22 protein-coding genes are annotated in these 21,371 nt (G+C 57.7%); 8 read left to right on the top strand and 14 right to left on the bottom strand.

From position 1 onward, the window contains the following. Nucleotides 1-5 precede the first annotated feature (5 nt). The 3 genes from AAAB35_RS25110 to AAAB35_RS25100 form a co-directional block, all read right to left on the bottom strand. Entirely contained in the window at nt 6-851 is an 846-nt protein-coding gene (locus AAAB35_RS25110) for a carbohydrate ABC transporter permease (protein WP_340671027.1), read from the bottom strand. Then, a complete protein-coding gene (locus tag AAAB35_RS25105; RefSeq protein WP_340671026.1) occupies nt 851-1,732 on the bottom strand; it encodes a sugar ABC transporter permease in 882 nt (293 codons plus the stop codon). Before AAAB35_RS25105 ends, AAAB35_RS25110 begins: the two co-directional genes overlap by 1 nt. Nucleotides 1,733-1,823: 91 nt before the next feature. Further along, nucleotides 1,824-3,062 carry an extracellular solute-binding protein gene (locus tag AAAB35_RS25100; RefSeq protein WP_340671025.1) on the bottom strand — a complete coding sequence of 413 codons (1,239 nt, stop codon included), beginning with the start codon at nt 3,060-3,062 and terminating at the stop codon, nt 1,824-1,826. Between the two features lie 218 nt (nt 3,063-3,280). Between AAAB35_RS25100 and AAAB35_RS25095 the strand changes: the two genes are divergently transcribed. Beyond that, entirely contained in the window at nt 3,281-4,495 is a 1,215-nt protein-coding gene (locus tag AAAB35_RS25095) for an ROK family transcriptional regulator (protein WP_340671024.1), read from the top strand. Here AAAB35_RS25095 and AAAB35_RS25090 read toward each other — a convergent pair. Continuing rightward, entirely contained in the window at nt 4,492-5,820 is a 1,329-nt protein-coding gene (locus AAAB35_RS25090; RefSeq protein ID WP_340671023.1) for an aspartate aminotransferase family protein, read from the bottom strand. The two genes, AAAB35_RS25095 and AAAB35_RS25090, sit on opposite strands and share 4 nt — an antisense overlap. A gap of 134 nt (nt 5,821-5,954) precedes the next feature. On the opposite strand from AAAB35_RS25090, the gene AAAB35_RS25085 reads away from it, so the two are divergent. Further along, nucleotides 5,955-6,503: a cupin domain-containing protein gene (locus AAAB35_RS25085; protein WP_340671022.1), complete on the top strand. Its 549-nt coding sequence runs from the start codon at nt 5,955-5,957 to the stop codon at nt 6,501-6,503. A 3-nt stretch (nt 6,504-6,506) separates the two neighbouring features. On the opposite strand, the gene AAAB35_RS25080 is transcribed toward AAAB35_RS25085, so the two are convergent. Further along, nucleotides 6,507-7,094: a PAS and helix-turn-helix domain-containing protein gene (locus AAAB35_RS25080; protein ID WP_340671021.1), complete on the bottom strand. Its 588-nt coding sequence runs from the start codon at nt 7,092-7,094 to the stop codon at nt 6,507-6,509. 81 nt (nt 7,095-7,175) lie between these two features. Between AAAB35_RS25080 and AAAB35_RS25075 the strand changes: the two genes are divergently transcribed. Both AAAB35_RS25075 and AAAB35_RS25070 read left to right on the top strand, forming a co-directional pair. Continuing rightward, nucleotides 7,176-7,898, top strand: a complete 723-nt coding sequence (locus AAAB35_RS25075; RefSeq protein WP_340671020.1) for a CoA transferase subunit A — start codon at nt 7,176-7,178, stop codon at nt 7,896-7,898. A 1-nt stretch (nt 7,899) separates the two neighbouring features. Continuing rightward, the gene (locus tag AAAB35_RS25070; RefSeq protein WP_340671019.1) at nt 7,900-8,541 is read left to right on the top strand and encodes a 3-oxoacid CoA-transferase subunit B; all 642 of its coding nucleotides are present in this window, start codon (nt 7,900-7,902) and stop codon (nt 8,539-8,541) included. 46 nt (nt 8,542-8,587) lie between these two features. On the opposite strand, the gene AAAB35_RS25065 is transcribed toward AAAB35_RS25070, so the two are convergent. The 4 genes from AAAB35_RS25065 to AAAB35_RS25050 form a co-directional block, all read right to left on the bottom strand. Beyond that, on the bottom strand, nt 8,588-9,352 hold the full coding sequence (locus AAAB35_RS25065) for an SDR family oxidoreductase (protein ID WP_340671018.1): 765 nt from the start codon (nt 9,350-9,352) through the stop codon (nt 8,588-8,590). 16 nt (nt 9,353-9,368) lie between these two features. Beyond that, the gene (locus AAAB35_RS25060) at nt 9,369-10,367 is read right to left on the bottom strand and encodes an ABC transporter permease (RefSeq protein WP_340671017.1); all 999 of its coding nucleotides are present in this window, start codon (nt 10,365-10,367) and stop codon (nt 9,369-9,371) included. After that, nucleotides 10,364-11,929 carry a sugar ABC transporter ATP-binding protein gene (locus tag AAAB35_RS25055; protein ID WP_340671039.1) on the bottom strand — a complete coding sequence of 522 codons (1,566 nt, stop codon included), beginning with the start codon at nt 11,927-11,929 and terminating at the stop codon, nt 10,364-10,366. The genes AAAB35_RS25060 and AAAB35_RS25055 overlap by 4 nt, the downstream gene beginning before the upstream one ends. Before the next feature lie 84 nt (nt 11,930-12,013). Further along, a complete protein-coding gene (locus AAAB35_RS25050; RefSeq protein ID WP_340671016.1) occupies nt 12,014-12,970 on the bottom strand; it encodes a sugar-binding protein in 957 nt (318 codons plus the stop codon). A gap of 774 nt (nt 12,971-13,744) precedes the next feature. Between AAAB35_RS25050 and AAAB35_RS25045 the strand changes: the two genes are divergently transcribed. After that, the gene (locus tag AAAB35_RS25045) at nt 13,745-14,005 is read left to right on the top strand and encodes a helix-turn-helix transcriptional regulator (protein WP_340671015.1); all 261 of its coding nucleotides are present in this window, start codon (nt 13,745-13,747) and stop codon (nt 14,003-14,005) included. Nucleotides 14,006-14,078: 73 nt separating this feature from the next. On the opposite strand, the gene AAAB35_RS25040 is transcribed toward AAAB35_RS25045, so the two are convergent. The 4 genes from AAAB35_RS25040 to AAAB35_RS25025 all read right to left on the bottom strand — a co-directional run bounded on the left by AAAB35_RS25040 (nt 14,079) and on the right by AAAB35_RS25025 (nt 17,718). Further along, nucleotides 14,079-14,906, bottom strand: a complete 828-nt coding sequence (locus AAAB35_RS25040; RefSeq protein WP_340671014.1) for an alpha/beta hydrolase — start codon at nt 14,904-14,906, stop codon at nt 14,079-14,081. 31 nt (nt 14,907-14,937) lie between these two features. Further along, nucleotides 14,938-15,849: an ABC transporter permease gene (locus tag AAAB35_RS25035; protein ID WP_340671013.1), complete on the bottom strand. Its 912-nt coding sequence runs from the start codon at nt 15,847-15,849 to the stop codon at nt 14,938-14,940. A gap of 3 nt (nt 15,850-15,852) precedes the next feature. After that, nucleotides 15,853-16,647 carry an ABC transporter ATP-binding protein gene (locus tag AAAB35_RS25030; protein WP_340671012.1) on the bottom strand — a complete coding sequence of 265 codons (795 nt, stop codon included), beginning with the start codon at nt 16,645-16,647 and terminating at the stop codon, nt 15,853-15,855. Nucleotides 16,648-16,743: 96 nt separating this feature from the next. Beyond that, nucleotides 16,744-17,718, bottom strand: coding sequence for an ABC transporter substrate-binding protein (locus AAAB35_RS25025; RefSeq protein ID WP_340671011.1), 975 nt, complete (start codon nt 17,716-17,718; stop codon nt 16,744-16,746). Between the two features lie 107 nt (nt 17,719-17,825). Here AAAB35_RS25025 and AAAB35_RS25020 point away from each other — a divergent pair, with 107 nt between their 5' ends. Genes AAAB35_RS25020 through kynA form a run of 3 tightly spaced genes read left to right on the top strand, consistent with a single transcriptional unit; the run spans nt 17,826 to nt 20,667 of the window. Continuing rightward, on the top strand, nt 17,826-18,569 hold the full coding sequence (locus tag AAAB35_RS25020) for a GntR family transcriptional regulator (RefSeq protein ID WP_340671010.1): 744 nt from the start codon (nt 17,826-17,828) through the stop codon (nt 18,567-18,569). Nucleotides 18,570-18,583: 14 nt separating this feature from the next. Beyond that, nucleotides 18,584-19,831 (top strand): kynureninase, encoded by a 1,248-nt coding sequence (gene kynU, locus AAAB35_RS25015; RefSeq protein ID WP_340671009.1) that lies wholly within the window; start codon nt 18,584-18,586, stop codon nt 19,829-19,831. After that, nucleotides 19,828-20,667 (top strand): tryptophan 2,3-dioxygenase, encoded by an 840-nt coding sequence (kynA, locus tag AAAB35_RS25010; RefSeq protein ID WP_340671008.1) that lies wholly within the window; start codon nt 19,828-19,830, stop codon nt 20,665-20,667. Before kynU ends, kynA begins: the two co-directional genes overlap by 4 nt. A gap of 5 nt (nt 20,668-20,672) precedes the next feature. Here kynA and AAAB35_RS25005 read toward each other — a convergent pair whose 3' ends face one another. Continuing rightward, a complete protein-coding gene (locus AAAB35_RS25005; protein WP_340671007.1) occupies nt 20,673-21,032 on the bottom strand; it encodes a hypothetical protein in 360 nt (119 codons plus the stop codon). Nucleotides 21,033-21,371 lie beyond the last annotated feature (339 nt).

The following is a 21,371-nucleotide window of genomic DNA, read 5'->3' as shown; positions in this document are numbered from 1 at the left end:
TGCATTCATCCTTTGACGCCGCCGCTGGTCAGGCCCGCAATCAGGGCACGTTGCATGAAGAGACCGATGAGCAGCGGGGGGAGGGCGGCCAATACACCCGCTGTGGCAATGAGCCCGTAATCGGAGACGCGTCCACCGGCGAGGTCGGCGATCGCGACGGTCAGCGTCTTGGCGCGCTGATCCGAGGTGAAGAGAAGCGCATAGAAGAATTCATCCCAGGCGAGCAGGAATGCAAAGAGCGCCGCGGTCGTCATGACCGGCGCGGCGAGCGGCAAGGTAATGATCCGCAAGATCTGGTCAAGCCGCGCCCCATCCATCGTCGCAGCGCTTTCGATCTCTCGGGGTATGGAATCGAAGCCGGATTTGAGAAGCCAGGTTGTGAAGGGCGCGAGGATCGTAAGGTAGACCAGCGCGAGCCCGAAAACGGTGTTGAGGAGGCCGAACCAAGAAAGCGCCATGTAGAGCGGCACGGCAAGCGCGACTGGCGGCAACATATAGGTGGCGATGACCGCGTAGAGGGACCAGCCGACCGAAGGCGTCCGCGAGACGGCCCAGGCCGAAGGGATCGCCACAAGCAACGCGGCAATCGTCGCCATGCCCGCAACCTTGATGCTGTTGAACAGCGAGGCGACGAAGGCCTGTCCGGCGCTGTTGGCAACGGACGACAGCAATACGCCGTAACGCGACAGGTCCACGGTTTCCGGCCACCAGTGCAGCGGCTTCACGATGAGATCGGGTGTCGAGGAAATGCTCATGACAAAGAGCCAGAGGACCGGCGCAAGGATGACAACGAGCAACAACAGCGCTGCCAGATGCACGAGAACGGTTGCGGTAAGGCTTCTACGTTCCATTAGGACACACCCGCGCTTTTTCGAATGAGAGCCGCATAGGCGACCGCAAGGACCGTCACCAGCAGCGTAACGATCAAAGCCAGCGAAGCGCCCGACCCCGCCCGCTGGAATGAAAAGGCTTCTTGATATACGAGGATCGAAAGCGTGCGTGTACTGTTGGCTGGGCCGCCGCGTGTCATGATCCAGATGATGTCGAAAACCTTGAATGCCTCGATAGTGCGCAACACCAGCGCGACCATCAGCGGGCCGGCAAGGTAGGGCATGATAACGAAACGGAAACGCGACCAGGCACCAGCACCATCGACCATCGCCGCCGCCGTAATGTCACGTGGCACGGCCTGAAGGGCGGCAAGGGCGATCAGCGCGACGAGCGGAAAATTCTTCCAACAATCGGCGACGATCAGGGATGCCAGTGCGGTGCCAGGTTCACCAAGCCATGATTGATAGGCGTCGATAATCCCGATTTGCGTAAGCGCTGCATTGAGCGCGCCATACTCAGGATTGTAGATGAGCCGCCATAGCGTGGCATTGACCACCGTTGGCAATGCCCAAGGCAATATCATCAGTGCCCGCAAGACCGAGCGGCCATAGAAGCGCTGGTTGAGCAGCAGCGCAGCGAGCACGCCTATGACCATTTCCGCCGCGACTGAAAGCACCGCAAACCAGAAGGTGATTACGAGCGTTCGCTGAAAGTTGGAGCCGGAGAGGATCCGGGCGTAATTCTCGAGGCCGACGAAATTGCCTTCGGTGCCGACAAGCTTGGCATCGGTAAAGGACAGGCGCACCGTATCGAAGAGTGGCCAGCCAATAATCGCGACCATGACGATCAAAAGCGGCAACATCAAAAACCATGCGCGGGTCGTGATCCAGCTGCTCGTCATGAAAAAGTGCCTGCCACGCTAACAATCCGATAATATTGATCATTAAGAAAGGCGCGGGCGAAGAAATGTGTCCGCTCGCCCGCGCTCCATTTCAGAGGCCGCTGTCCTGGACGGCTGTCTCCAGCGCATCCTCGGGCTTCGCCTGGCCAAGCAGCGATTGCTGGATTGCCTGCTGCAGCGCCGTGGAAAGCTCCTGATACTTCGGCGTTGTGGGACGGGGGTACATGGCCGCAAGCCCGACTTTCGCCGCCGCGATCAACTCCTCCTGACCCTTTACAACAGCCGGGTCGTCATAAGACGATGCCCAGATCGGCAGGCTGAGCTTGGCATACTGGTTCTGGGTGGCCTGCGAAGTCATGAAGCTAATGTATTTCCATGCCTCGTCCGGATGTTTGCTCGTCGAGGTGATGCCGAGTCCCATCGAGCCATTGACGGCCGAGACCTTGCTTTTGCCTTCAACGCCGGGTGCAGGAACCACGCCGACCTTGCCAGCGACCTTGCTGTCCTTGGGATCATTGGCCATGTTATACATGTAGGTCCAATTAAGAGCGAAAGCCGCTTCGCCATTCTGGAAGACACGGCGGACATCCTCCTCCAGGAATTCCTTAGAGTTCGGGTTCGTGACGCCGGACGTGTAGCTGTCGACCATGTATTTTAGCGCGTCGAGGCCACCGCCCGTCTGGAATGCCGGCTTGCCGTCCTTGATGAAGCTGCCGCCATAGGCGCTGACGAGCGTCGCGTAATCGCAGATGGCGGCTTCGGCCTGCGACCAACTCCAGGCAATGGGGGTCGCGAGAATACCCTTGTCCTTGATTGTCTTGGCCTGTTCGGCAAGCTCTGCCCATGTTGTCGGCGGCGTCTTGATGCCGGCCTTCTCAAGAATTTCCTTGTTGTAGAAGAGGTATTTGGTGTCGAGGATCCAGGGCATTCCATAACGCTTGCCATTATACTCAACCGTGGTCCAGGCACCCGGCAATACTCCCGACTGAGCTTCCGGTGCGATCTTATCGGTTACATCCAAAAGGACCTTGTTGGTTGCATATTCGGCCGGCCAAATCACGTCGAAGAGGACAACGTCATAGCCACCGCCAGAACCCTGGGCGAGGACGGTCTTATCATGCAGGCCCTCATAGGGAACAAATTCGAGATTGACCGAAATGTCCGGATTGGCCTTGGTAAAGGCCTCCGTCATGGCGCGTACGTCTGCCTCGCTGTAAGCAGCCTGCGCCATGAACAGCGCATTGATCTGGTTCTGCGCATGAGCCGGCGAAAACAGCGCCGCTCCAAGGAGTGTCGCGCCAAGGAGCGCAGTCTGCACGGATTTCAACATTATTACCTCCTATTTGGCCTTGGTCAGTTGCGGAGCCGCCCTACGGGAGTGGCGCCGGTTGGTGTTAAGTCCGAGAGCTTTTAACCAGGACCTGCCCGCGACTTCCCTTCGTCCGGCCAGTGCTCATTCCCCGAAGACTCTTATGGTCTCTTTTATTAAATCAATTGTCTTGACTTATTTGTTGTTGAATATTCTTCTAGAGTCAAGTGGGGACTGTGATGGAAAGCAAGAGATCGATCAGGGCGAAGAGTGGGACCAATCTTGGCGGTGCGAGCGCGCATAATCGCCGCATCATGATCGATGCGCTGCGCGTTAATGGCGCCCTGTCGCGTGCCGACCTTGCAAGAGCAACCGGCCTTACCCCTCAAACAGTATCCAACATCATTGAGGAACTGGCCTCTGACGGGCTGGTGCGCTCGCAGGCCACTGTAAGGCGGGGGAGGGGACAGCCCGCAACCCCTTACCAGCTCGTACCGGAGGGCGCTTTCGCCATCGGCCTGCAGATCGATCGCCACGTTACCCGTACCGTGATTGTCAACTTGGTCGGTGAGACGCTCGTTAAGATCGAGGCAAAGCTTCCGCCTGGCGGTCCGGCCGAGGGTGTGCTGGTGATCCTCGACCTGATCAGGCGGGCGCGCGAGGAACTTGCCAATCAGTCAACGGATGCGGATAGGCGGCTTGTCGGTCTCGGCGTCGCTATGCCGGGGCCGTTCGGAATCAACACGCTTTACGATGATCCATGGATGATGACGGCATGGCAGAATTTTCCGCTCATCGATCGCATTGCGGAAGGCACCGGTCTCGAGGTGGCATTGCAGAACGATGCTGCTGCCGCTGCCACAGCGGAGCGCCTTCTCGGCGCCGCCCACGGTCTCGATCATGCGATCTGCATCTATTTCGGCTATGGCCTTGGGACGGGTCTCATTTTGAACGGCGAACTCTATGGGGGCGCGCACGCCAATGCCGGTGAGATCGGCATGATTTTGGCGTTAATCCCGGGTGATGACGCTGACGTCGAACATCTGGAGCACTACGCATCGATGGCGTCCTTGTGCAAATTGCTCAACATCGATCCATCGGAACCGGAACTTTTCGCGATTGTGAGCGACGCGCTTATACGCGGGAGTCCGCAGATCGAGGCCTGGATAGCCGACGTGGCGCAGCGGTTGCGCCGCGCCATTCAGGCGCTTGAATCCATCTTCGACCCGCAGACGATCATTCTGTGTGGCGGCGCCCCACGCATCCTCATCGACCGTCTCGTCAAGGAGATCGAGCCCCTGCTGCCCTCTATCGCAGATCGGGCCAGCCGGCTTCCCGAAGCGCGACTTCAGGCCGGATTAGCGGATCCGTGGTCGGTGGCGCTTGGCGCGGCCGCGGAACCGATAGCGCGGACCTTTGATCCGCGCTTCTCGGCCATATGGAAGAATATTTAGGCGGCCCGTTTGATGGCGTCTCCCAGCATCGAAGCTATCGTGTCGATCTGTTCCTTTTCCACGATTAGTGGCGGTGAAAGAGCGATCGTATCGCCGGTCACGCGAACGAGAAGACCTTTCTTGAAACAGTCGACGAAGACATCATAGCCACGCGCGCCGGCCGCATCGGGGTGAGGCGCGAGTTCGATGCCGGCAACGAGACCAATTGTGCGGATATCGATGACATTCGAAATGCCCTTCAGGCTGTGCATCGCTTCCTGCCAATGGTCGGCAACTTCGGCAGCGCGGGTCAGAAGCTCTTCCTCGCGGTAGATTTCGAGCGTCGCGAGACCCGCGGCACAGGCAACCGGGTGTCCCGAATAGGTGTAGCCATGAAACAGTTCAATCTGGCTTTCCGGCCCAGTCATCAGCGCGTCATAAATGGCCTCGCTGGCAAAGACCGCACCCATCGGCAGCGCGCCGTTAGTCAGGCCCTTGGCGGTTGTGACAAGATCGGGCACGACGCCAAAGTAATCGACGGCAAACGGGGTCCCGAGGCGGCCAAAGCCGGTGATGACTTCGTCGAAAATGAGCAGGATGCCATGTTTCTTGCTGATTGCGCGGAGCTTCTCAAGATAGCCCTTGGGTGGAAGGAGCACGCCGGTCGAACCCGCGACCGGCTCGACAATGACGGCGGCGATGGTTTCGGCGCCATGCAGTGCAACGAGACGTTCCAGGTCGTCGGCAAGGTCGGCGCCGTGTTCGGGCAAACCTTTGACGAAGGAATTGCGCACGGGATCATGGGTATGACGCAAATGATCCGCACCCGGCAACATCGGAAAAACGCGGCGGTTATTGACAAGACCGCCGACGGAAATGCCGCCAAAGCCAACACCGTGATAGCCGCGCTCACGGCCGATGACCCGCGTGCGCGTGCCCTGACCGATAGCGCGCTGGTAGGCGATTGCAATCTTCAAGGCCGTGTCAACTGATTCAGACCCCGACCCGGTAAAGAATACCTTGGTGAGTCCAGCTTCCTTGCCGCCAGGAGCGATCGCTGCAAGTTTTTCGGCAAAATCGAATACGCCGGGATGGCCCATCTGGAATGAGGGCGCGAAATCCATTGTCATCAGCTGGCGGGCTACCGCATCGGCAATCTTTTCGCGGCCGTGACCGGCGTTGACGCACCAGAGACCGGCCGTACCGTCGAGTACCTGACCGCCATCGACATCAGTGTAATACATGCCCTTGGCGCCGGCCAGCAGCCGTGGCGCCGCCTTGAACTGCCTGTTGGCCGTAAACGGCATCCAGTAACTCTCGAGCGATGGGGTGTTCGACATAAGCATGGAAGTCTCCTCTTCTTTACGCAAGAAGCCACGGTTTGAATTATCCAACAAGTCCTTTTCTATTTGTAGCCAACCAGTTGTTTTTATTGAAGGTCCATGGAATATTTGCGCCATATAAAACAGGTGCAACAGAGATGAGCATTGATTTAGGCGGACGGCTGCGTTTCCTTCGCGAACGACATGGTCTTTCCCAGCGTGAACTCGCCAAGCGCGCAGGTGTGACCAACTCCACGATCTCGCTGATCGAGTCCAACCAGACTAACCCTTCTGTCGGCGCGCTCAAGCGCATCCTTGACGGCATTCCGATCGGACTTGCCGAGTTTTTCGCGCTCGAGCCGGATCGCAAGCAAAAGGTGTTTTACGAGGCCGGGGAACTCGTCGAGATCGGCAAGGGCAACATCTCCTACAGGCAGATCGGCGAGAACCTCTTCGGACGGGCCTTGCAAATCCTCAAGGAACGATATGAACCCGGCGGCGATACGGGGAAGATTCCCCTTGTTCATGACGGTGAGGAGGGCGGTGTCGTGATCAGTGGGCGCCTTGAAGTGACGGTCGACGATGAGCGGCGCATCCTTGGACCGGGCGACGCCTACTATTTTGAAAGTCGCCGACCGCACAGGTTCCGCTGCGTCGGTCCGAACGCCTGCCAAGTGGTCAGCGCCTGCACACCGCCAACCTTCTGACCCTTAGCGAAGCGCCGCAAACCAGGCGATCAGCTCCGCACTGTTTCGCAGACCATAGGCACGCATCAGCCGCGCACGGTGCGCTTCAATGGTTCTCTTGGATAGACCGATCTCTTGGGCGATCTGGGCGTTGGTCTTGCCTTGCGAGACGAGGGTAAGCACCTGCTTTTGCCGATCTGATATCAGGCTAGTGGTGGCGGCAACTGTTCGGCTCATCGGCTCGAAACAGTAGAGCGCTTCCGCGAACGGATCGGCCTGGTTGCGGCTGCGCCCCCGCACCCTGCACCAGAAGCTTGTGCCGTCACGTCGTCGCATCAGGCGCTCGTCGTAATAGACCTTGCCGCCAGCAAAGTTCGTCCGCCACATCTCGCCGGTACGTACGAAATCCCTAATCTTCGGATAAAGCCTTGAAAAACTCTGGTCGATCAGTTCATCGCGTTCATAGCCGAACTCCTTTGCGAATTCGACATTACAATCGCGTATGATACGGTAAGTCGCATAGACCATCGGCACCGGCAGGTCGGCAAGCCAGAAGCGTTTTGCGCTTTCAGGATTTGCGATGTCGGAACTGGATAATGCGGCTGCTGTCATGCAGTATTAATACGACTACCTGTACCGCCTCGACAAGCCATACCGTTGGCGCCCAGAGGATGGAGAAATGGGAGATTGTCCTTGAAAAAAGTTTATTCAGATGTGAGCGCCGCGCTCGATGGCGTGCTGTTCGACGGCATGACCATCATGGCCGGCGGCTTTGGCCTTTGCGGCATCCCGGAAGCGCTGATCTACGCGATCCGCGACTCGGGCGTTAAGGATTTGAGCGTGATTTCAAACAATGCGGGCGTCGATGGCATCGGCCTCGGTGTTCTGCTTGAAACGCGGCAGATCCGCAAGATGGTCTCGTCCTATGTCGGGGAGAACAAGTTGTTCGCCCAGCAATACCTGTCGGGCGAACTCGAACTGGAATTCAACCCACAAGGTACGCTCGCCGAGCGCATCCGCGCGGGTGGTGCGGGTATTCCGGCCTTCTATACCAAGACGGGTGTCGGCACGATCATTGCCGAGGGCAAGGATGTACGCGAATTCGATGGCGAGTCCTACGTCATGGAGCGTGGTCTCTTCGCCGACCTTTCCATCGTTCACGCCTACAAGGGCGATACGGAAGGCAATCTTGTCTATCGGAAGACGGCGCGTAACTTCAATCCGATCATGGCAACGGCCGCAAAGATCACGATCGCGGAGGTCGAAAATCTTGTCGATGCGGGCAAGATCGATCCCGACCAAGTGCACACGCCGGGCATCTTCGTCAAACGCATCGTGCATGTGGCCAATCCCGCCAAGCATATCGAGCAACGAACGACCCGCCCGCGTATCATCGCTGCAAGTGAGGTGAACTAAGATGGCCTGGACACGCGATCAAATGGCCGAACGCGCCGCAAAGGAATTGCAGGACGGCTTCTACGTTAATCTCGGCATTGGCATTCCGACCCTCGTCGCCAATTATATTCCGACCGGCATGAGCGTTCAGCTTCAGAGTGAGAACGGCATGCTCGGAATGGGCCCTTTCCCCTATGAGGGCGAGGAGGACGCCGACCTCATCAATGCCGGCAAACAGACGATCACCGAACTACCCACCACCAGCTATTTCTCCGGCGCCGACAGCTTCGGCATGATACGCGGCGGCCATATCGATCTTTCCATTCTCGGTGCGATGCAGGTTGCCCGAAACGGTGACCTCGCCAACTGGATGGTGCCGGGCAAGATGGTGAAGGGCATGGGCGGCGCGATGGACCTTGTGGCTGGTGTCAAGCGCGTGGTCGTCGTGATGGAGCATGAGGCCAAGGGCGAAGCTAAGCTTCTCGAAGAATGCAGCCTACCGTTGACTGGCCAGCGCGTGACCGATCTCGTCATCACCGATCTCGGTGTCTTTACCTTCGAACGTCATGGCGATCCAAAGATGACATTGATCGAAATCGCGCCGGGGGTTTCGCTAGACGAAATCAAGGCGAAGACCCAGGCAAAATTCGAGATCGCGATCTGATAATACCCGAGCTCCCTCTGGTTGGGGTGGCGCTCGCCCTTCAGCGTCACCAGCAGACGAAGCCACCGTCGACGACGAGATCGATACCCGTCACGAAGGACGCTGCCCTGCTTGCGAGGAAGACCGCTGGGCCGATCATTTCTTCAGGCTCCGCGAGGCGGCCCATTGGCGTGTCGCGTTCGAAGATCTTGACCTGCTCTGCAACTTCCGGACGCTGGTTCATCGGGGTCAACGTATAACCCGGGCTGATCGAATTGACGCGCACGCCCCGGCCCACCCATTCCATCGCCAAGCTCTTCGAAAGGTGGATGACTGCCGCCTTGGACGAATTATAATCCGCCTGCTTGAGGTCGCGGTTGACGATCGAGCCGGACATGGAGGCAATGTTGATGATAGAGCCCTTGCCTCGCAACAGCATGACGCGCGCCTCCGCCTGACAGGACAGAAACACACCCGTAACGTTGACGTCGTAGACATGCTGCCAGCTCTGGCGTGCAAGCGTCTCGGCCGCGCCGCCCGCTCCGATACCCGCATTGTTGACGGCGATGGTGAGAGCGCCGAGTTCCGTCTCGATCCCGCGCACCGCGCTTGCCAAATCTTCTGCGGATGTGACTGAGCCTTCGATGGCTATCGCCCTGCGTCCCACTGCGTGGATATGCTCGACTGTCTCGTTGAGGCCATCACCAGAAGCATGTCCGAAACAGCCGATATCGGCACCGGCTTCGGCGAGGCCGATCGCGATGGCCCTGCCAATACCGCTGCCTGCGCCCGTCACGATGGCGATGCCGCCTTGAAGGTCGAAAAGGTCCATGTTCAGTCCTTTCCGGCTAGCTCCTTTGGCCCTCGGTGCTTGGCTCTACGCGGGCCGCCCTGACCAAACGCCGCCTGTTGCGGAATGCGCCCCATTGCTGGTCGACGAGCACCCCGATGAGAATGACGCCGCCCATCACCGAGAAGTTGAGGGAAGAGGGTATGCCTAGCAGGTTCACCAGGTTCTGCAATTCCTGCAGCAATACGGTGCCGAGGATTACGCCGACGATGGAGCCTTCGCCGCCGCGCAGCGAAAAGCCGCCAAGCACCGCAGCCGCAATCGCATAAAGTTCATAAAAGTTGCCATGGCTCGCCGGAGAGATGGATCGGGTGTACATGGCGAAATAAACCGCCGAGAGCGCCGTTAAAACGCCACAGATGACATAGGCGGCCATGACAATCCGATCAGTGCGAATGCCGGAGAAGCGTGCAGCCTCTTCATTCTTGCCGATCGCATAGAGGTACCGGCCGAAGACCGACCGGTGGAGTACCACCCACATCACCGCCATGATGACAATGAGCGCTATGAAACTGTTGGGGACACCATAGGTGCGGCCGGCGGTCAGGAACTCGAGCGTCGGAAAGTTCTGACCGAAAGCAAATCCCGCCGTGCCGTCGGCGGTATAGAAACGTGCGACGCCGCGATAGATCAGAAGGCCACAAAGGGTGACGACAAAGGGCTGAAGCCGAAGCCGCGCGATCAGCCACCCATGCGCGAGACCGATAAGTCCTCCGAGGAGTAAAATGAGAATGAGAGCGACCGGCCAGTCCATGCCGCGCGTTGCGATGAAGTCGATGAAGAGTACCCCAAGAAGCGCGATGGACGATCCAACCGAGAGTTCGATACCGCCGGTAATGATGACGAAGGCCTGGCCTATAGAAAGGACGCCAAAGAGCCCAATCAGGTTGGAGGTATTAGCGAGATTGATGGGCAATAGGAACCGGGGATTGATGGCCGCGACGACCGCGCCGACGACCAAGATTAGAATCAGCAGCCCGATATCTTTCTTACTCATCGTCCCTCCAGATCTTTCGTCGGTAGTCTAGCCTTTTTTCCCACGGCAAGCAGCATGACGTTTTCCTGGCTGAGTTCGCCCTTGCCAAGAATGCCGGAGATCTGCCCCTCGTGCATAACGGCGACGCGATCGGAAACCCCGATCACCTCTTCCATGTCGCTCGATATCATCAGCACGGCAACGCCTGCCTCGGCGAGAACCCGCATGAGATTGTAGATTTCCGCCTTGGCGCCGATGTCGATACCGCGCGTCGGCTCATCCATAATAATGACTTTGGGATTCATGGCGAGCCATTTGGCAAGCACGACTTTCTGCTGGTTCCCGCCCGACAGCGAGCCGGTCCGGGTTGCAATCGAAGGCGCTCTGATCCCCAGGCTGGAACGCTGCTTTTCCGCCGTCCTGTTTTCGCTGCGGGCCGACACGAGAAACCTTTTCGAATGGGCGGTCATATCAGGCAGCGAAATGTTTTGTGCAATGGGGAAATCGAGCAGGATTCCCTCTAGCTTGCGATCCTCCGGAACCAGAAATATGCCATTGGCCACTGCATCAGCGGCAGAACCGAGCGCGAGTTTTCTGTTATCGCCATAAACTTCGCCTCCGAGCCTCGCATCAATGCCGAACAACACCCGCGCCAGTTCCGTGCGTCCCGAACCGACGAGACCGGCCAGGCCAAGGATTTCTCCGCGGCAGATGTCAAGGCTGACGGGGTGGTGCGGATAGGCAGCCGTCCGTATCTCCTTTGCCGAAAGCGCCACGGCGCCGGGGGTGTGGGCGGTGACAGACGTGCGTGCTTTGAGCGCGCGTCCGATCATCAGCCGCACCATTTCGTCGTGATAGATAGCGCCCTTCGGCAAAACGCCGGCGAGAATGCCATCTCTCAAGACCAGGACACGGTCGGCGACGCGTTCGATTTCATGCAGGCGATGCGAGATGAAAATGACGCTGATACCATCGGCCTTCAGACTCTTGATAACGGCGAGGAGCTTTTCCGTCTCGGGCAGCGGAAGGCTCGACGTCGGTTCGTCGAGAATGACAAGCCGTGAATTTATTGATAGTGCCTTGGCGATTTCGACCATCTGTTGCTGGGCGAGCGATAGCTTCGAAACCGGCGTATCCGCACTGAAATTCGCACCCACGCGCTTCAAAAGCGAACCCACCATTTGGCGCAGCTTGGCGCGATCGACAATTTTCAGAGGTCCGGCGCGAAGCGGCTCGCGACCGAGGAAGACATTGGCAGCGACATCGAGATTGTCGAAGAGATTGAGTTCCTGGTGGACGAAGGCGATACCGGCCTTCATGCTACCTTCGACGGCGAGTTGATTGTGTTCGACGCCGTCGACGGTAATCGTGCCGCGATCGGGCTTCACGACCCCGCCCAAGATCTTCATCAATGTGGATTTGCCTGCGCCGTTTTCCCCAACGAGGCCAATAACTTCGCCAGGCGCTACTTCCATGGAGAAGTTATCGAGAGCGACGACGCCGGGATAGCTCTTGCGCACGCCTGCAAGGCTGAGGAAAGGTGCCTCTGCGTGGTCGAAAGACGATATTTCAGCTGTGTTCATCATGGCAGTTCAGAACCAGGCTCGGCGGTGAATCGGAAGACGCCGCCTAAAGACGACGTCCTCCGATTATCTCGGCAGATCAGTTCAATTTCCAGCCATTGCTTTCAGACTTGCCGCATATTTGTCGACATCATCCTTACCGATGATAACGGTCGGGATGATGATCAGCTTGTTGTCAGGGATTCCTGACTTGTCACCGCCGAGATAGGCAGCCATGAGCTTCATACCCCGATAAGCCCACTCAAATGGCTGCTGCACAACCGTTGCGGCAACGGTACCTTCCTTGACACCACCGAGCGTGATCGGATCATCGTCGAAACCAACGACCGTGATCTGGCCTAGCTTCCCCGCGTCACGAAGCGCTTCATAGATGCGGGGTGTGTTGTAGGAGTAAAAGCCGACCATGCAGGTCACGTCGGGGCTGGCAACCAGCGCATCTTCGACGTTCTTCTTTGCCCGCGTCTGGTCGATGTCATCACCACGCACGTCGATCAGTTCAATTTTCGTTCCGGCAAGGCCGTCCTTCATGCCCTGGATGCGTTCCTTGGCATTATCGGCGCCGAGCAGGCCGACAAATCCGATGCACTTGCCGCCATCCGGCATCGCCTTCTTGGCGATTTCCGCTGCTTGCTTCCCGGCGTCGACATTGGACGAGCCGATATAGGCGACGCGGTTCGTTTGCGGTGCATCACTGTCGGTGGTGAAGAGCGCCGTCTGCGATGCAATCTTGTTCAGACCATCGGTCGACGTCTTCGGATCAACCGCGGAAACCATGATGCCTTTAACACCAGCGGTGACGAGATCATCCATCAGCCGTTGCTGGATTGCGACGGATGATTGCTCCGGATATTTCAGCTCGAGCGTATAGTCCGGCAGTTCGGCCTGGGCCTTCTTGACTCCAGCCTCGGCAGCCTTCCAGAAGTCGGAGGCACCGTTGACGACAAAAGCCAAGGTGGGTTTATCGGCGGCGTTGGCGATCGGTACTCCGGCTACCCCAAGGACGAGAGCAGCGGTTAAGCCAGCAGCAAATGCAAGTCTCATAACTAACCTCCCATTGAAGTCCGTAAAGCGTGCCCGGACCGTTGGCAATCTGACCATCGCGGCCGGATCCTTCCTCCAAGGTTCCTGGCGCGGTGGGGCTGCCGAAACGACAGTCCCTCCAGGACTTTAGTTGGGTAATTGTTATTAGTAAACTGTATTGTCATATAGTATTATCAATATGAAGGAGGAAGTGCGCAAGCTACGGCGGCGGACATCGGAGTTCACGATAGGAAGTTCGTCGCACGGTCCACCAGTCTCGCCAACCATCAGAAAATGCGAAACGTTTGGTGCTCGTCAACTTGTTGCCAAAAGGCGTGCAGGCCGGCCGCTACCTGGTCCGCTTCACGACGCAAACGGGGCCGACACCCGGATAGCGGGAGTCTCCTTCAACGCACGCGGCGTCGTACCGGAAGGTGCCATAATAGACACGTGCACAACCCGAGATCAGCGGAGCAAATGTTACAATCACCAGAAATATGGCCCTGAAATAATTCCTGCCGTGATGGTTCATTTTCTTCCGTCTCGTTCCTATATGAGCGTTTGAGAGTGACACAGTGGCGTAACAATCCACTGATATTCTTCAGTAATTGACTGAGTCGACAAGCGGCGGCTGCGCTAGTCTAGCGAAATCTGGCGCCACAATAAGGCAAGTACCCGTAGAGGTTGCGTTCACGTTTTCCGTGAGCCGTCACAAAACGCTTGATCGAGCGCGATTGACGTATAAGTTCGGCCTTCCGATTTGTTAACCAAACCTTTCACGTTAGGAGCAAAGCGATGAACAACAGCGACTATACGTTGCCAGAAACAATTTCCACGGCGCTAGCCAATGGTACCAATATTGTCAGGGCATTTCGCGAACAGTTCGGATATTCCGTCGAGGATCTGGCCGTAGCATGCGGTCTGACCTCCCTTGAAATTGAAACGATCGAAAGCGGTCAAAACTACGACCCTGCAAAGCTGGAGCGTATTGCCCATGCACTGGGCCTTCCAAACAATGCAATGATAATTGAAGAATCGAAGCGCCTAAGCGCCTGAAATCTTTAAATTAATAAATCGGACTCAAAAAGCTGCTAGGGTGATATCCCAACTCTGGCAGCTTTTTGTTTGACTAAATGCACAGCAATCTGCGTGTCAGCGGATGTTCGGGTTCCATCAAGCCATCGATAATATCCGCATGATGCTTGCCGGGCTCTTCGACAGCATCGACACGGCAGTCAAATCCCGACCATACGTTAGCCAACAGCGCATTCTGGCGCACGAATTCCGGCCGTTCCAACGCGCCCACCCAGGCCGTCACGTCGATTCCCTCCTGTGGCTCGAGCAGGGCAGGGCTTTCGAGCCGTGCCTCGACCGCGTCGAGGTGAAGGGTCTCGTTCATTTCCGTTTTCATCAGCGGCCGCAGGTCGGCAAGGGCCGATATCGGGACGGTCTTGCGGATGCGTTGGCGCACCGCTTGCGGTAGCGGTGAGGTCGAGCTCACCATGCGGGCGACGAGATGGCCGCCGGCCGAATGCCCGGCCAGGTGAATAGGTCCGGCGATCTCATTTGCAGCGCGCGCGATCGCAAGTCCCACCTGTACCGTGATATCACAGACGCGCACATCCGGGCAGAGCGCATAGGACGGTACAACGACTGCAAACCCGTGAGAAACGGCGCCCCGGGCCAGATGCGACCAGGCTGATTTGTCGAAATCTTCCATCCAGTAGCCGCCATGAACGAAGACGGCGAGCCCGCGCAGGCGGCTCCAAGGCATGAAAAGGTCGAACCGGCTGCGCGGGTGTTCGCCGTAGCTCAAATCGAGTTTCAAGAGGCCCATCCGGTCCATCTCTTCGCGAAAGTTCGTGGCCTGAGCCAGCCATTTTGCCGGATAGCCATAGCCATCGGGTATATAGGCAAAGTTCGAATAGGCGTCGTCCCAGTCGATAGGTTCCTGCATGCCCATCCAATTTCCTCCCGATATTGAAATCTTATTCCCTGACCTTTTCGCGAATCGCGATACCCCCGCCGGATTTGCGCAGGTTCGGCAGAGCCAGCATCAAAAGGACGAAGGCGCCAGTCGCGAACTTGAGATCCGCTGGCGCAAGGCCGAGCGTGAGACAGAAAGAAATCAGCTGATAGTAGACGAGAGAGCCGACCACCGGCGCAAGCACCTGCCGCAGGATGGTCTGACGCCCAGTGATCGCCTCGCCGATGATCAGAGCGGCGAGCCCGTTGATCAAGATGCCGAAGCCCATATTCACGTCGGCGAAGCCTTGTGTCTGCACCATGATGCTTCCACCGGTCGCCGAGAGCGCGCTCGCAGCGCCGACCCCAAGGATGGTTGCCGTACTCACATTGATGCCTTGAGCCTCGGCCATGTCCGGGCTCGCTCCGACCGCTCTCATTGAGGTTCCCTTCTCCGACATGAAGAAGTAGAGCATGGCCGCGACGACAAGCAGGATCAACACGCCGACGATCAGGATCTTGACCGACGGCAGGTTCGCCGACGTTCCAGCCAAAAGGGTGAATACCGTATCATAGGTGAAAAGCGGAATATTGGTGCGGCCCATGATGCGCAAGTTGATGCTGTAGAGCATCGTCATGACCAAAATGCCCGCGAGCAACGTATTGATCTTGAAGCGCAGATGGATGAAAGCCGTACTGCACCCTGCAATGAAACCACAGACGAGCGCAACGAGGCATGCGAGGAACGGGTTGACGCCTGCCGCGATCAAGGTTCCGCAGACACAGCCGCCGAGTGGAAATGCGCCTTCCGATGTCAGGTCCGGAAAGTTCAATATGCGGAAGGGTAGCATGACGCCAAGTACGACGAACGAAACGATCAGGCTCTGGGCAATAGTGACCGGGATCAGGCCGTAGAAGCTGTTGAAAACGTCCATGGCTCAATTTCCCTGCAACGCGATCGCGTCGGATTTGGTGTGGAACCGATCGATCAGGTCGGAGACCGTTATACCGCGTTTCTCGTCCGGGCCGATCTCGACGAGGACCTTGCCCGCGTCCATCATAATGATCCTGTTGCCGTAGTTGATCGCGTGTTCCATGTTGTGGGTGACCATCAGCGTCGTCAGTTGCAGCGCCTCCACGGCGCGCACGGTTGTATCCATCACGAGCTTTGCGGTGCGCGGATCAAGGGCTGCCGTGTGCTCGTCAAGGAGCAGAAGTTTTGGCTGGGTCGAAACGGCCATCACCAGGGAAAGCGATTGGCGCTGACCACCGGAAAGAAGCCCGACAGGCATGTCCAACCGTTTGTCGAGGCCAAGGTTGAGTTCGGCAAGCTGCTGGCTGTAGCGAGCCCGCCGCGCTGCCGTAAGGCCAAAGGAAAGACCTCGGGGCTTGCCACGCAGTTCGGCCAGCAACATGTTCTCGCCAATGGTCATGGTCGGTGCTGTGCCGATCATCGGGTCCTGAAACACTCGGGCTATGAATTGAGCGCGGCGATGCGCGTTGAGCCGGGTGACATCCTGACCGTCGATCGATATGCGGCCGGAGTCGAGCGGGAGCTTGCCGGAGACGGCATTAAGAAAGCTTGATTTGCCGGCGCCATTGCTGCCGATCACAATGCAAAAATCCGCAGGCTCGAGGGTGACATTGAGACCATCGAGCGCCCGGCGCTCGTCCTGCGTGCCGCGGTAGAAAATCTTGGTGCCGCCCGTAACGGAAAGCATAATCTTTGTCATTGCGAGTCCTCGAACTCCAAGCGATGTGCTCCATGCAATAGTTCCTGCGTCATGGATGGCGCAGGAACTATATGTTTGTCGTCGAAAGGAGAAGGCTTATTTGACGAAGCACTCGCAATCTTTGAGGGTATCGGGCACTTTCTGTCCGGTTTTTGCGAGCACAGCCTCATTGATCAAAGCCGTATGGTCCTCATAGGTCGGCTTGATGGGAGCAAGGCTTGCAGGCGACTTGCCAGCGATGATCTCCGCTGCAAGTTTCGCGGCATTCTGGCCAACTTTGGTGTAGGAGACCTCGAACGCCGCTGCGACGAGGCCGTCGCGCACCGCCTGCGCTGAGGCGTTGACGATTGGAATGTTGACCGAGAGGGCGGCCGCGGCAACGGCTGGCACCGCCGGCTGCACCAGGTTTGAACCCGGAACATAGATGACATCGGCCTTGCCGGCGAGCGAACTGACCCGGATTGGAATGTCATTGGTGTTGTCGAGACCGACCTCGACGAGTTCCATACCTTCGGCCTTAGCTGCTTCCTTGATCAGTTTCAAAACGGCCACATCATTGTCTTCGCCGGGATTATAAAGATAGGCGAGGCGTTTGGCATCGGGCAGCAGTTTGCGAACAAATTTGACCACCGAACTAACGTCCTGCAAATCCGATGCTCCGGTCATGCCGGTGTCACCGGCCTCCCATGACGGCGTCAGCTTCGCTGCGACCGGATCGGTCACGGCCGCAAAGACAACGGGCGTACCCGAAGTGCCGACGATCTGGCGTGCACCCTGCGCGACCGGTGTGGTCACTGCGAGGATCAGTTTCGGACTGCCCGATACAAGCTTCGTTACCATCTGCGGGATAAGCGTCGCATCGAAATTGACCTGGAGTTCGTCATAGACTGCATCGGCGACGCCAAGCTTGGCCAATTCTGCCTTGAACGAGGTTACGGTTTCGTCGAGTTGGGGATGTTTGCCGAACTGCGCAATGCCGATCTTCGTTTCCGCAGAAGCGGCACCCATACCAAGGCCCAAGCCAAGTATCGCCGCGAGCGCAGTGCGCACCACATATTTTGCGCCAACCATCGAATGTTCTCCCTTTTTTGTATGTTCCAACCCCTGAGGCTTGAAAATAGTATAACAAGCGTGAAATGATATACAATACATAATGGGGCAAACCCACAGAGGGAACAATGGCCGAGAGCGTCAAATCGGACAGCCTTTATGCTGCGTTGCGATCGCGCATTCTCAATGGGAGGCTGCGGCCGGGACAGTCATTGCGATTGCGCGCGCTTGCGCAGGAATTGGGTGGCAGTGCGACACCCGTCCGCGAAGCCCTCAATCGACTCCATGCCGAAAACTTTGTGACAACCGAAGCCAATAAGGGATTCCGCGTCGCGGCAGTGACGCTCGAAGAACTCGAAGACCTCGAATCGGCGCGCGCTGCAATCGAGACCCAGTTGCTATTGCGATCCATCGAGAAAGGCGACCGTGACTGGGAAGCGCGACTCGTCAGCGCCCATTACCGGCTGTCGAAATGCGAGGTTCCCAACTCCTTTTCCCAATCTGAAGCGATCGACCTCTGGGATGCCGCTCACACGGAATTTCACTTTGCCCTTATCGATGGCGCCTCGTCCCTCTGGCTGATGAATTTTGCACGGCAGGTCAACGCTCAACTGCAGCGTTATCGGCGCCATATCATTCTGCGAATCGACCATCTCAATCGCTCCGCCGAGCAAAACGGTGGCGGGTCATTGGGCGTGTTGTCGCGGGAAGCGCTCGGGATAGACGCCCATACCGCGCTCATGCAGGCGGCGCTCGATCGCGACAAGGCGAAAGCCGAGGTTTTGATGCTCGACCATGTGCGTCTTGCCACGGATGCCTTCTTGAAACTTGCCAAGGCCAGCGGCATCACCGGCATTGAGGCGGCCGCCTGACGAATAGGAACACCATGGACAGTACCAGAACAAGAATCGACCCCGCTGAAGCAGACCTTTCCGACCCGTTGCGCAGCTTTCGCGATCGTTTCGAATTGCCGGAGGGCGTGATCTATCTCGATGGAAATTCGCTTGGCGCATTGCCCAAATCCGTGCGCCAGCGCGTGCTTAACACGATCGACAAGGAGTGGGGCGTCGGTCTCATCCGCAGTTGGAACACGGCCGACTGGGTGCACTTGCCTCAGCGTGTGGGTGCGCGGATTGCCCGCATCCTTGGTGCCGGCGAAGAGACGGTCGTCGCGGCGGACAGCACGTCGATCAATCTGTTCAAGGTCCTGTCAGCGGCGCTTGACCTCAACCCCGGGCGCAGCAAGATTGTCTCCGAGCGTGAAAACTTCCCGACTGATCTCTACATTGCTGCGGGTGTGGCCAAACAGATTGGCAAGGGTCACAGGCTGGTGCTGTCAGATGGGCCGGGCGATATTCGGGGATTGCTTGACGAGGACGTCGCCGTACTGATGTTGACCCACGTCAATTATCGTACCGGCTATCGCCACGACATGGCAGCGCTGACGCGAGCGGCCCATGACAAGGGCATACTCGTCATCTGGGATCTCGCCCATACCGCGGGCGCTATGCCGATCGATCTTGCGGGAGCCGATGCGGATTTCGCCATTGGCTGCGGTTACAAATACCTGAATGGCGGTCCGGGCGCCCCGGCGTTCCTTTACGTCAATCCGCGTCATCATGGCGGCTTCCGCCAGCCACTTTCAGGCTGGTTCGGTCACCGTTCGCCGTTTGATTTCGATTCGAGCTACGCGCCATCCGATAACATCGAGCAGTATTTGTGCGGCACACCTCCAGTCCTTGGGATGGTTGCGATGGACGAAGCAATGGCGCTCTGGGACGACGTCGACATGGCCGCCATTCGTACCAAGTCGATTGCGCTTTGCGATCTGTTCATCCAGGAAGTCAGCACGTTTGCCGAAAAATTCGCCTTGGGCCTGGTGACGCCGCGCGAGCCGGAACTTCGCGGCAGCCAGGTCTCTTATGCCTGCGAGAACGGCTATGCCATCATGCAGGCGCTGATTGCGCGCGGCGTGATCGGTGATTTCCGTGCCCCGGACATCATCCGCTTCGGTATGACGCCACTTTATTTGAGTTTCGCCGAGGTCGAGCGGGCCGCGGCGATCCTCAAGGACATCCTTGAGACGCGCGCTTGGGAGGCGCCCGAATTCCATGTGAGGGGAGCGGTGACATGACACGCACACCTTACGATCCGGAGCGCGAAGGCGCACAGATGTCATTCGATGGGCGTATGTCCTACGGCGACTATCTGCGCCTCGACCGTATTCTCTCGGCGCAGACGCCGCTTTCCGATGCCCATGACGAAATGCTGTTCATCGTACAGCACCAGGCATCCGAAATCTGGATGCGGCTCGTCATCCACGAACTGACTGCGGTTTGCGAGCACATTGCCAGGGACGACCTTGCGCCGTCCTTCAAGATGCTCGCACGCGTTTCCCGCATTCTCGATCAGTTGAACTCAGCATGGGATGTCCTGCGCACCATGACGCCGAGCGAATATACGACATTTCGCGAGGCCCTCGGCATGTCGTCAGGATTCCAGTCGTTCCAGTATCGGGCGATCGAGTTTCTTGCCGGCAACAAGAATGCCGTAATGATGCGCCCGCACGAGCACAAGCCGGACATCCACGCATGGCTTGAGGAAATTCTGCAGAAACCCAGCATCTACGACGAGTCGATCCGCCTTCTGGCGCGCAAGGGCTTTGCCATCGATGGATCCGTGCTCGACCGCGACTGGTCGCGGCCCCATCAGGCCAATGAAAGCATCCGCAATGCCTGGCTCCAAATCTATCGCGATCCGGAAGCCCATTGGCCGCTTTACGAACTCGCGGAAAAGCTGGTCGATTTCGAAGACTATTTTCGGCGCTGGCGCTTCAACCATGTCACGACGGTCGAACGTATCATTGGCTTCAAGACAGGGACGGGTGGCACCACCGGCGTCAACTATCTACGCAAGATGCTTGACGTGGTGCTGTTTCCTGAACTGTGGAATGTACGAACCGATCTTTAGCGGCGTTAAGCTGCGCGTTTGTCAATCGCGACACAGTCCACCGCAGATTTTGCATGGACATGGTCACTATGGGCGAAACCATGCTTGGCGATTGCAGCGAGATCGTCGTCTGGCTTGATTGGCCGCGACCACCAATTCTCGTTGAGCCGCCAGCCCTGAGCGGTCGCGCTTTCGATATCGGCGCTGTCAGGACGCAGCACGCAGGAGTCGTGGACAATGCGGGCATTGGGCGATCGCTTCATCATCAGCTGGCGCCCGCGCTTTAGCGCACTTGCTTCGTCATCCGCGATGACAAGCTCATGATAGAGATGGCGTGTCTGCTTATGCTTCGTCAGATAAGCGAATTTGACTTGATATGCTGGCAAGACTAGCTCCTGCAACAAAGACTCAACCGCATTAACTATTTCTTAATATTGTTAGCGAAGCCGTCTTTTTCAAGGAAGCCTTGGTTTTGCACAGATTAATTTGCCAAAGTCTCTTCTCTCTAATTTATTGTTTATACAAGGTCTATTTGCCCTCGTTTCACAGGCGAAATGAAAAACCGGCCTGGCGGAGACCGGCCATCAAAATCTGCTGCTCAGGCGCCGTAGACGAGCCTGTCCTGGCGGGCCCTGAGTTCGACGATCTTCGAGCCCGGCACGGGCGCCGCATTGGCGCTGGTGATGAGTTCGCCCTTCCTGATCGGCGCGGTGACCGTGCCGCCC

Origin of the sequence: Phyllobacterium sp. (genome assembly GCF_037994425.1) — a bacterium.
Taxonomy (GTDB): Bacteria; Pseudomonadota; Alphaproteobacteria; order Rhizobiales; family Rhizobiaceae; genus Phyllobacterium.
The sequence above is the reverse complement of the archived record's forward strand: the minus strand, read 5'-3'. Positions and strand labels throughout refer to the sequence as shown.

Excerpts from the sequence above, each read along its gene's own strand:
- AAAB35_RS25100 (WP_340671025.1), bottom strand. The coding sequence starts at position 3,062 with ATGTTGAAATCCGTGCAGACTGCGCTCCTTGGCGCGACACTCCTTGGA.
- AAAB35_RS25070 (WP_340671019.1), top strand. The coding sequence starts at position 7,900 with ATGGCCTGGACACGCGATCAAATGGCCGAACGCGCCGCAAAGGAATTG.
- AAAB35_RS25050 (WP_340671016.1), bottom strand. The coding sequence starts at position 12,970 with ATGAGACTTGCATTTGCTGCTGGCTTAACCGCTGCTCTCGTCCTTGGG.
- AAAB35_RS25090 (WP_340671023.1), bottom strand. The coding sequence starts at position 5,820 with ATGCTTATGTCGAACACCCCATCGCTCGAGAGTTACTGGATGCCGTTT.
- AAAB35_RS25085 (WP_340671022.1), top strand. The coding sequence starts at position 5,955 with ATGAGCATTGATTTAGGCGGACGGCTGCGTTTCCTTCGCGAACGACAT.
- AAAB35_RS25110 (WP_340671027.1), bottom strand. The coding sequence starts at position 851 with ATGGAACGTAGAAGCCTTACCGCAACCGTTCTCGTGCATCTGGCAGCG.
- AAAB35_RS25055 (WP_340671039.1), bottom strand. The coding sequence starts at position 11,929 with ATGAACACAGCTGAAATATCGTCTTTCGACCACGCAGAGGCACCTTTC.
- AAAB35_RS25035 (WP_340671013.1), bottom strand. The coding sequence starts at position 15,849 with ATGGACGTTTTCAACAGCTTCTACGGCCTGATCCCGGTCACTATTGCC.
- AAAB35_RS25105 (WP_340671026.1), bottom strand. The coding sequence starts at position 1,732 with ATGACGAGCAGCTGGATCACGACCCGCGCATGGTTTTTGATGTTGCCG.
- kynA (WP_340671008.1), top strand. The coding sequence starts at position 19,828 with ATGACACGCACACCTTACGATCCGGAGCGCGAAGGCGCACAGATGTCA.
- AAAB35_RS25020 (WP_340671010.1), top strand. The coding sequence starts at position 17,826 with ATGGCCGAGAGCGTCAAATCGGACAGCCTTTATGCTGCGTTGCGATCG.
- AAAB35_RS25025 (WP_340671011.1), bottom strand. The coding sequence starts at position 17,718 with ATGGTTGGCGCAAAATATGTGGTGCGCACTGCGCTCGCGGCGATACTT.
- AAAB35_RS25095 (WP_340671024.1), top strand. The coding sequence starts at position 3,281 with ATGGAAAGCAAGAGATCGATCAGGGCGAAGAGTGGGACCAATCTTGGC.
- kynU (WP_340671009.1), top strand. The coding sequence starts at position 18,584 with ATGGACAGTACCAGAACAAGAATCGACCCCGCTGAAGCAGACCTTTCC.
- AAAB35_RS25040 (WP_340671014.1), bottom strand. The coding sequence starts at position 14,906 with ATGCAGGAACCTATCGACTGGGACGACGCCTATTCGAACTTTGCCTAT.
- AAAB35_RS25060 (WP_340671017.1), bottom strand. The coding sequence starts at position 10,367 with ATGAGTAAGAAAGATATCGGGCTGCTGATTCTAATCTTGGTCGTCGGC.
- AAAB35_RS25065 (WP_340671018.1), bottom strand. The coding sequence starts at position 9,352 with ATGGACCTTTTCGACCTTCAAGGCGGCATCGCCATCGTGACGGGCGCA.
- AAAB35_RS25030 (WP_340671012.1), bottom strand. The coding sequence starts at position 16,647 with ATGACAAAGATTATGCTTTCCGTTACGGGCGGCACCAAGATTTTCTAC.
- AAAB35_RS25080 (WP_340671021.1), bottom strand. The coding sequence starts at position 7,094 with ATGACAGCAGCCGCATTATCCAGTTCCGACATCGCAAATCCTGAAAGC.
- AAAB35_RS25045 (WP_340671015.1), top strand. The coding sequence starts at position 13,745 with ATGAACAACAGCGACTATACGTTGCCAGAAACAATTTCCACGGCGCTA.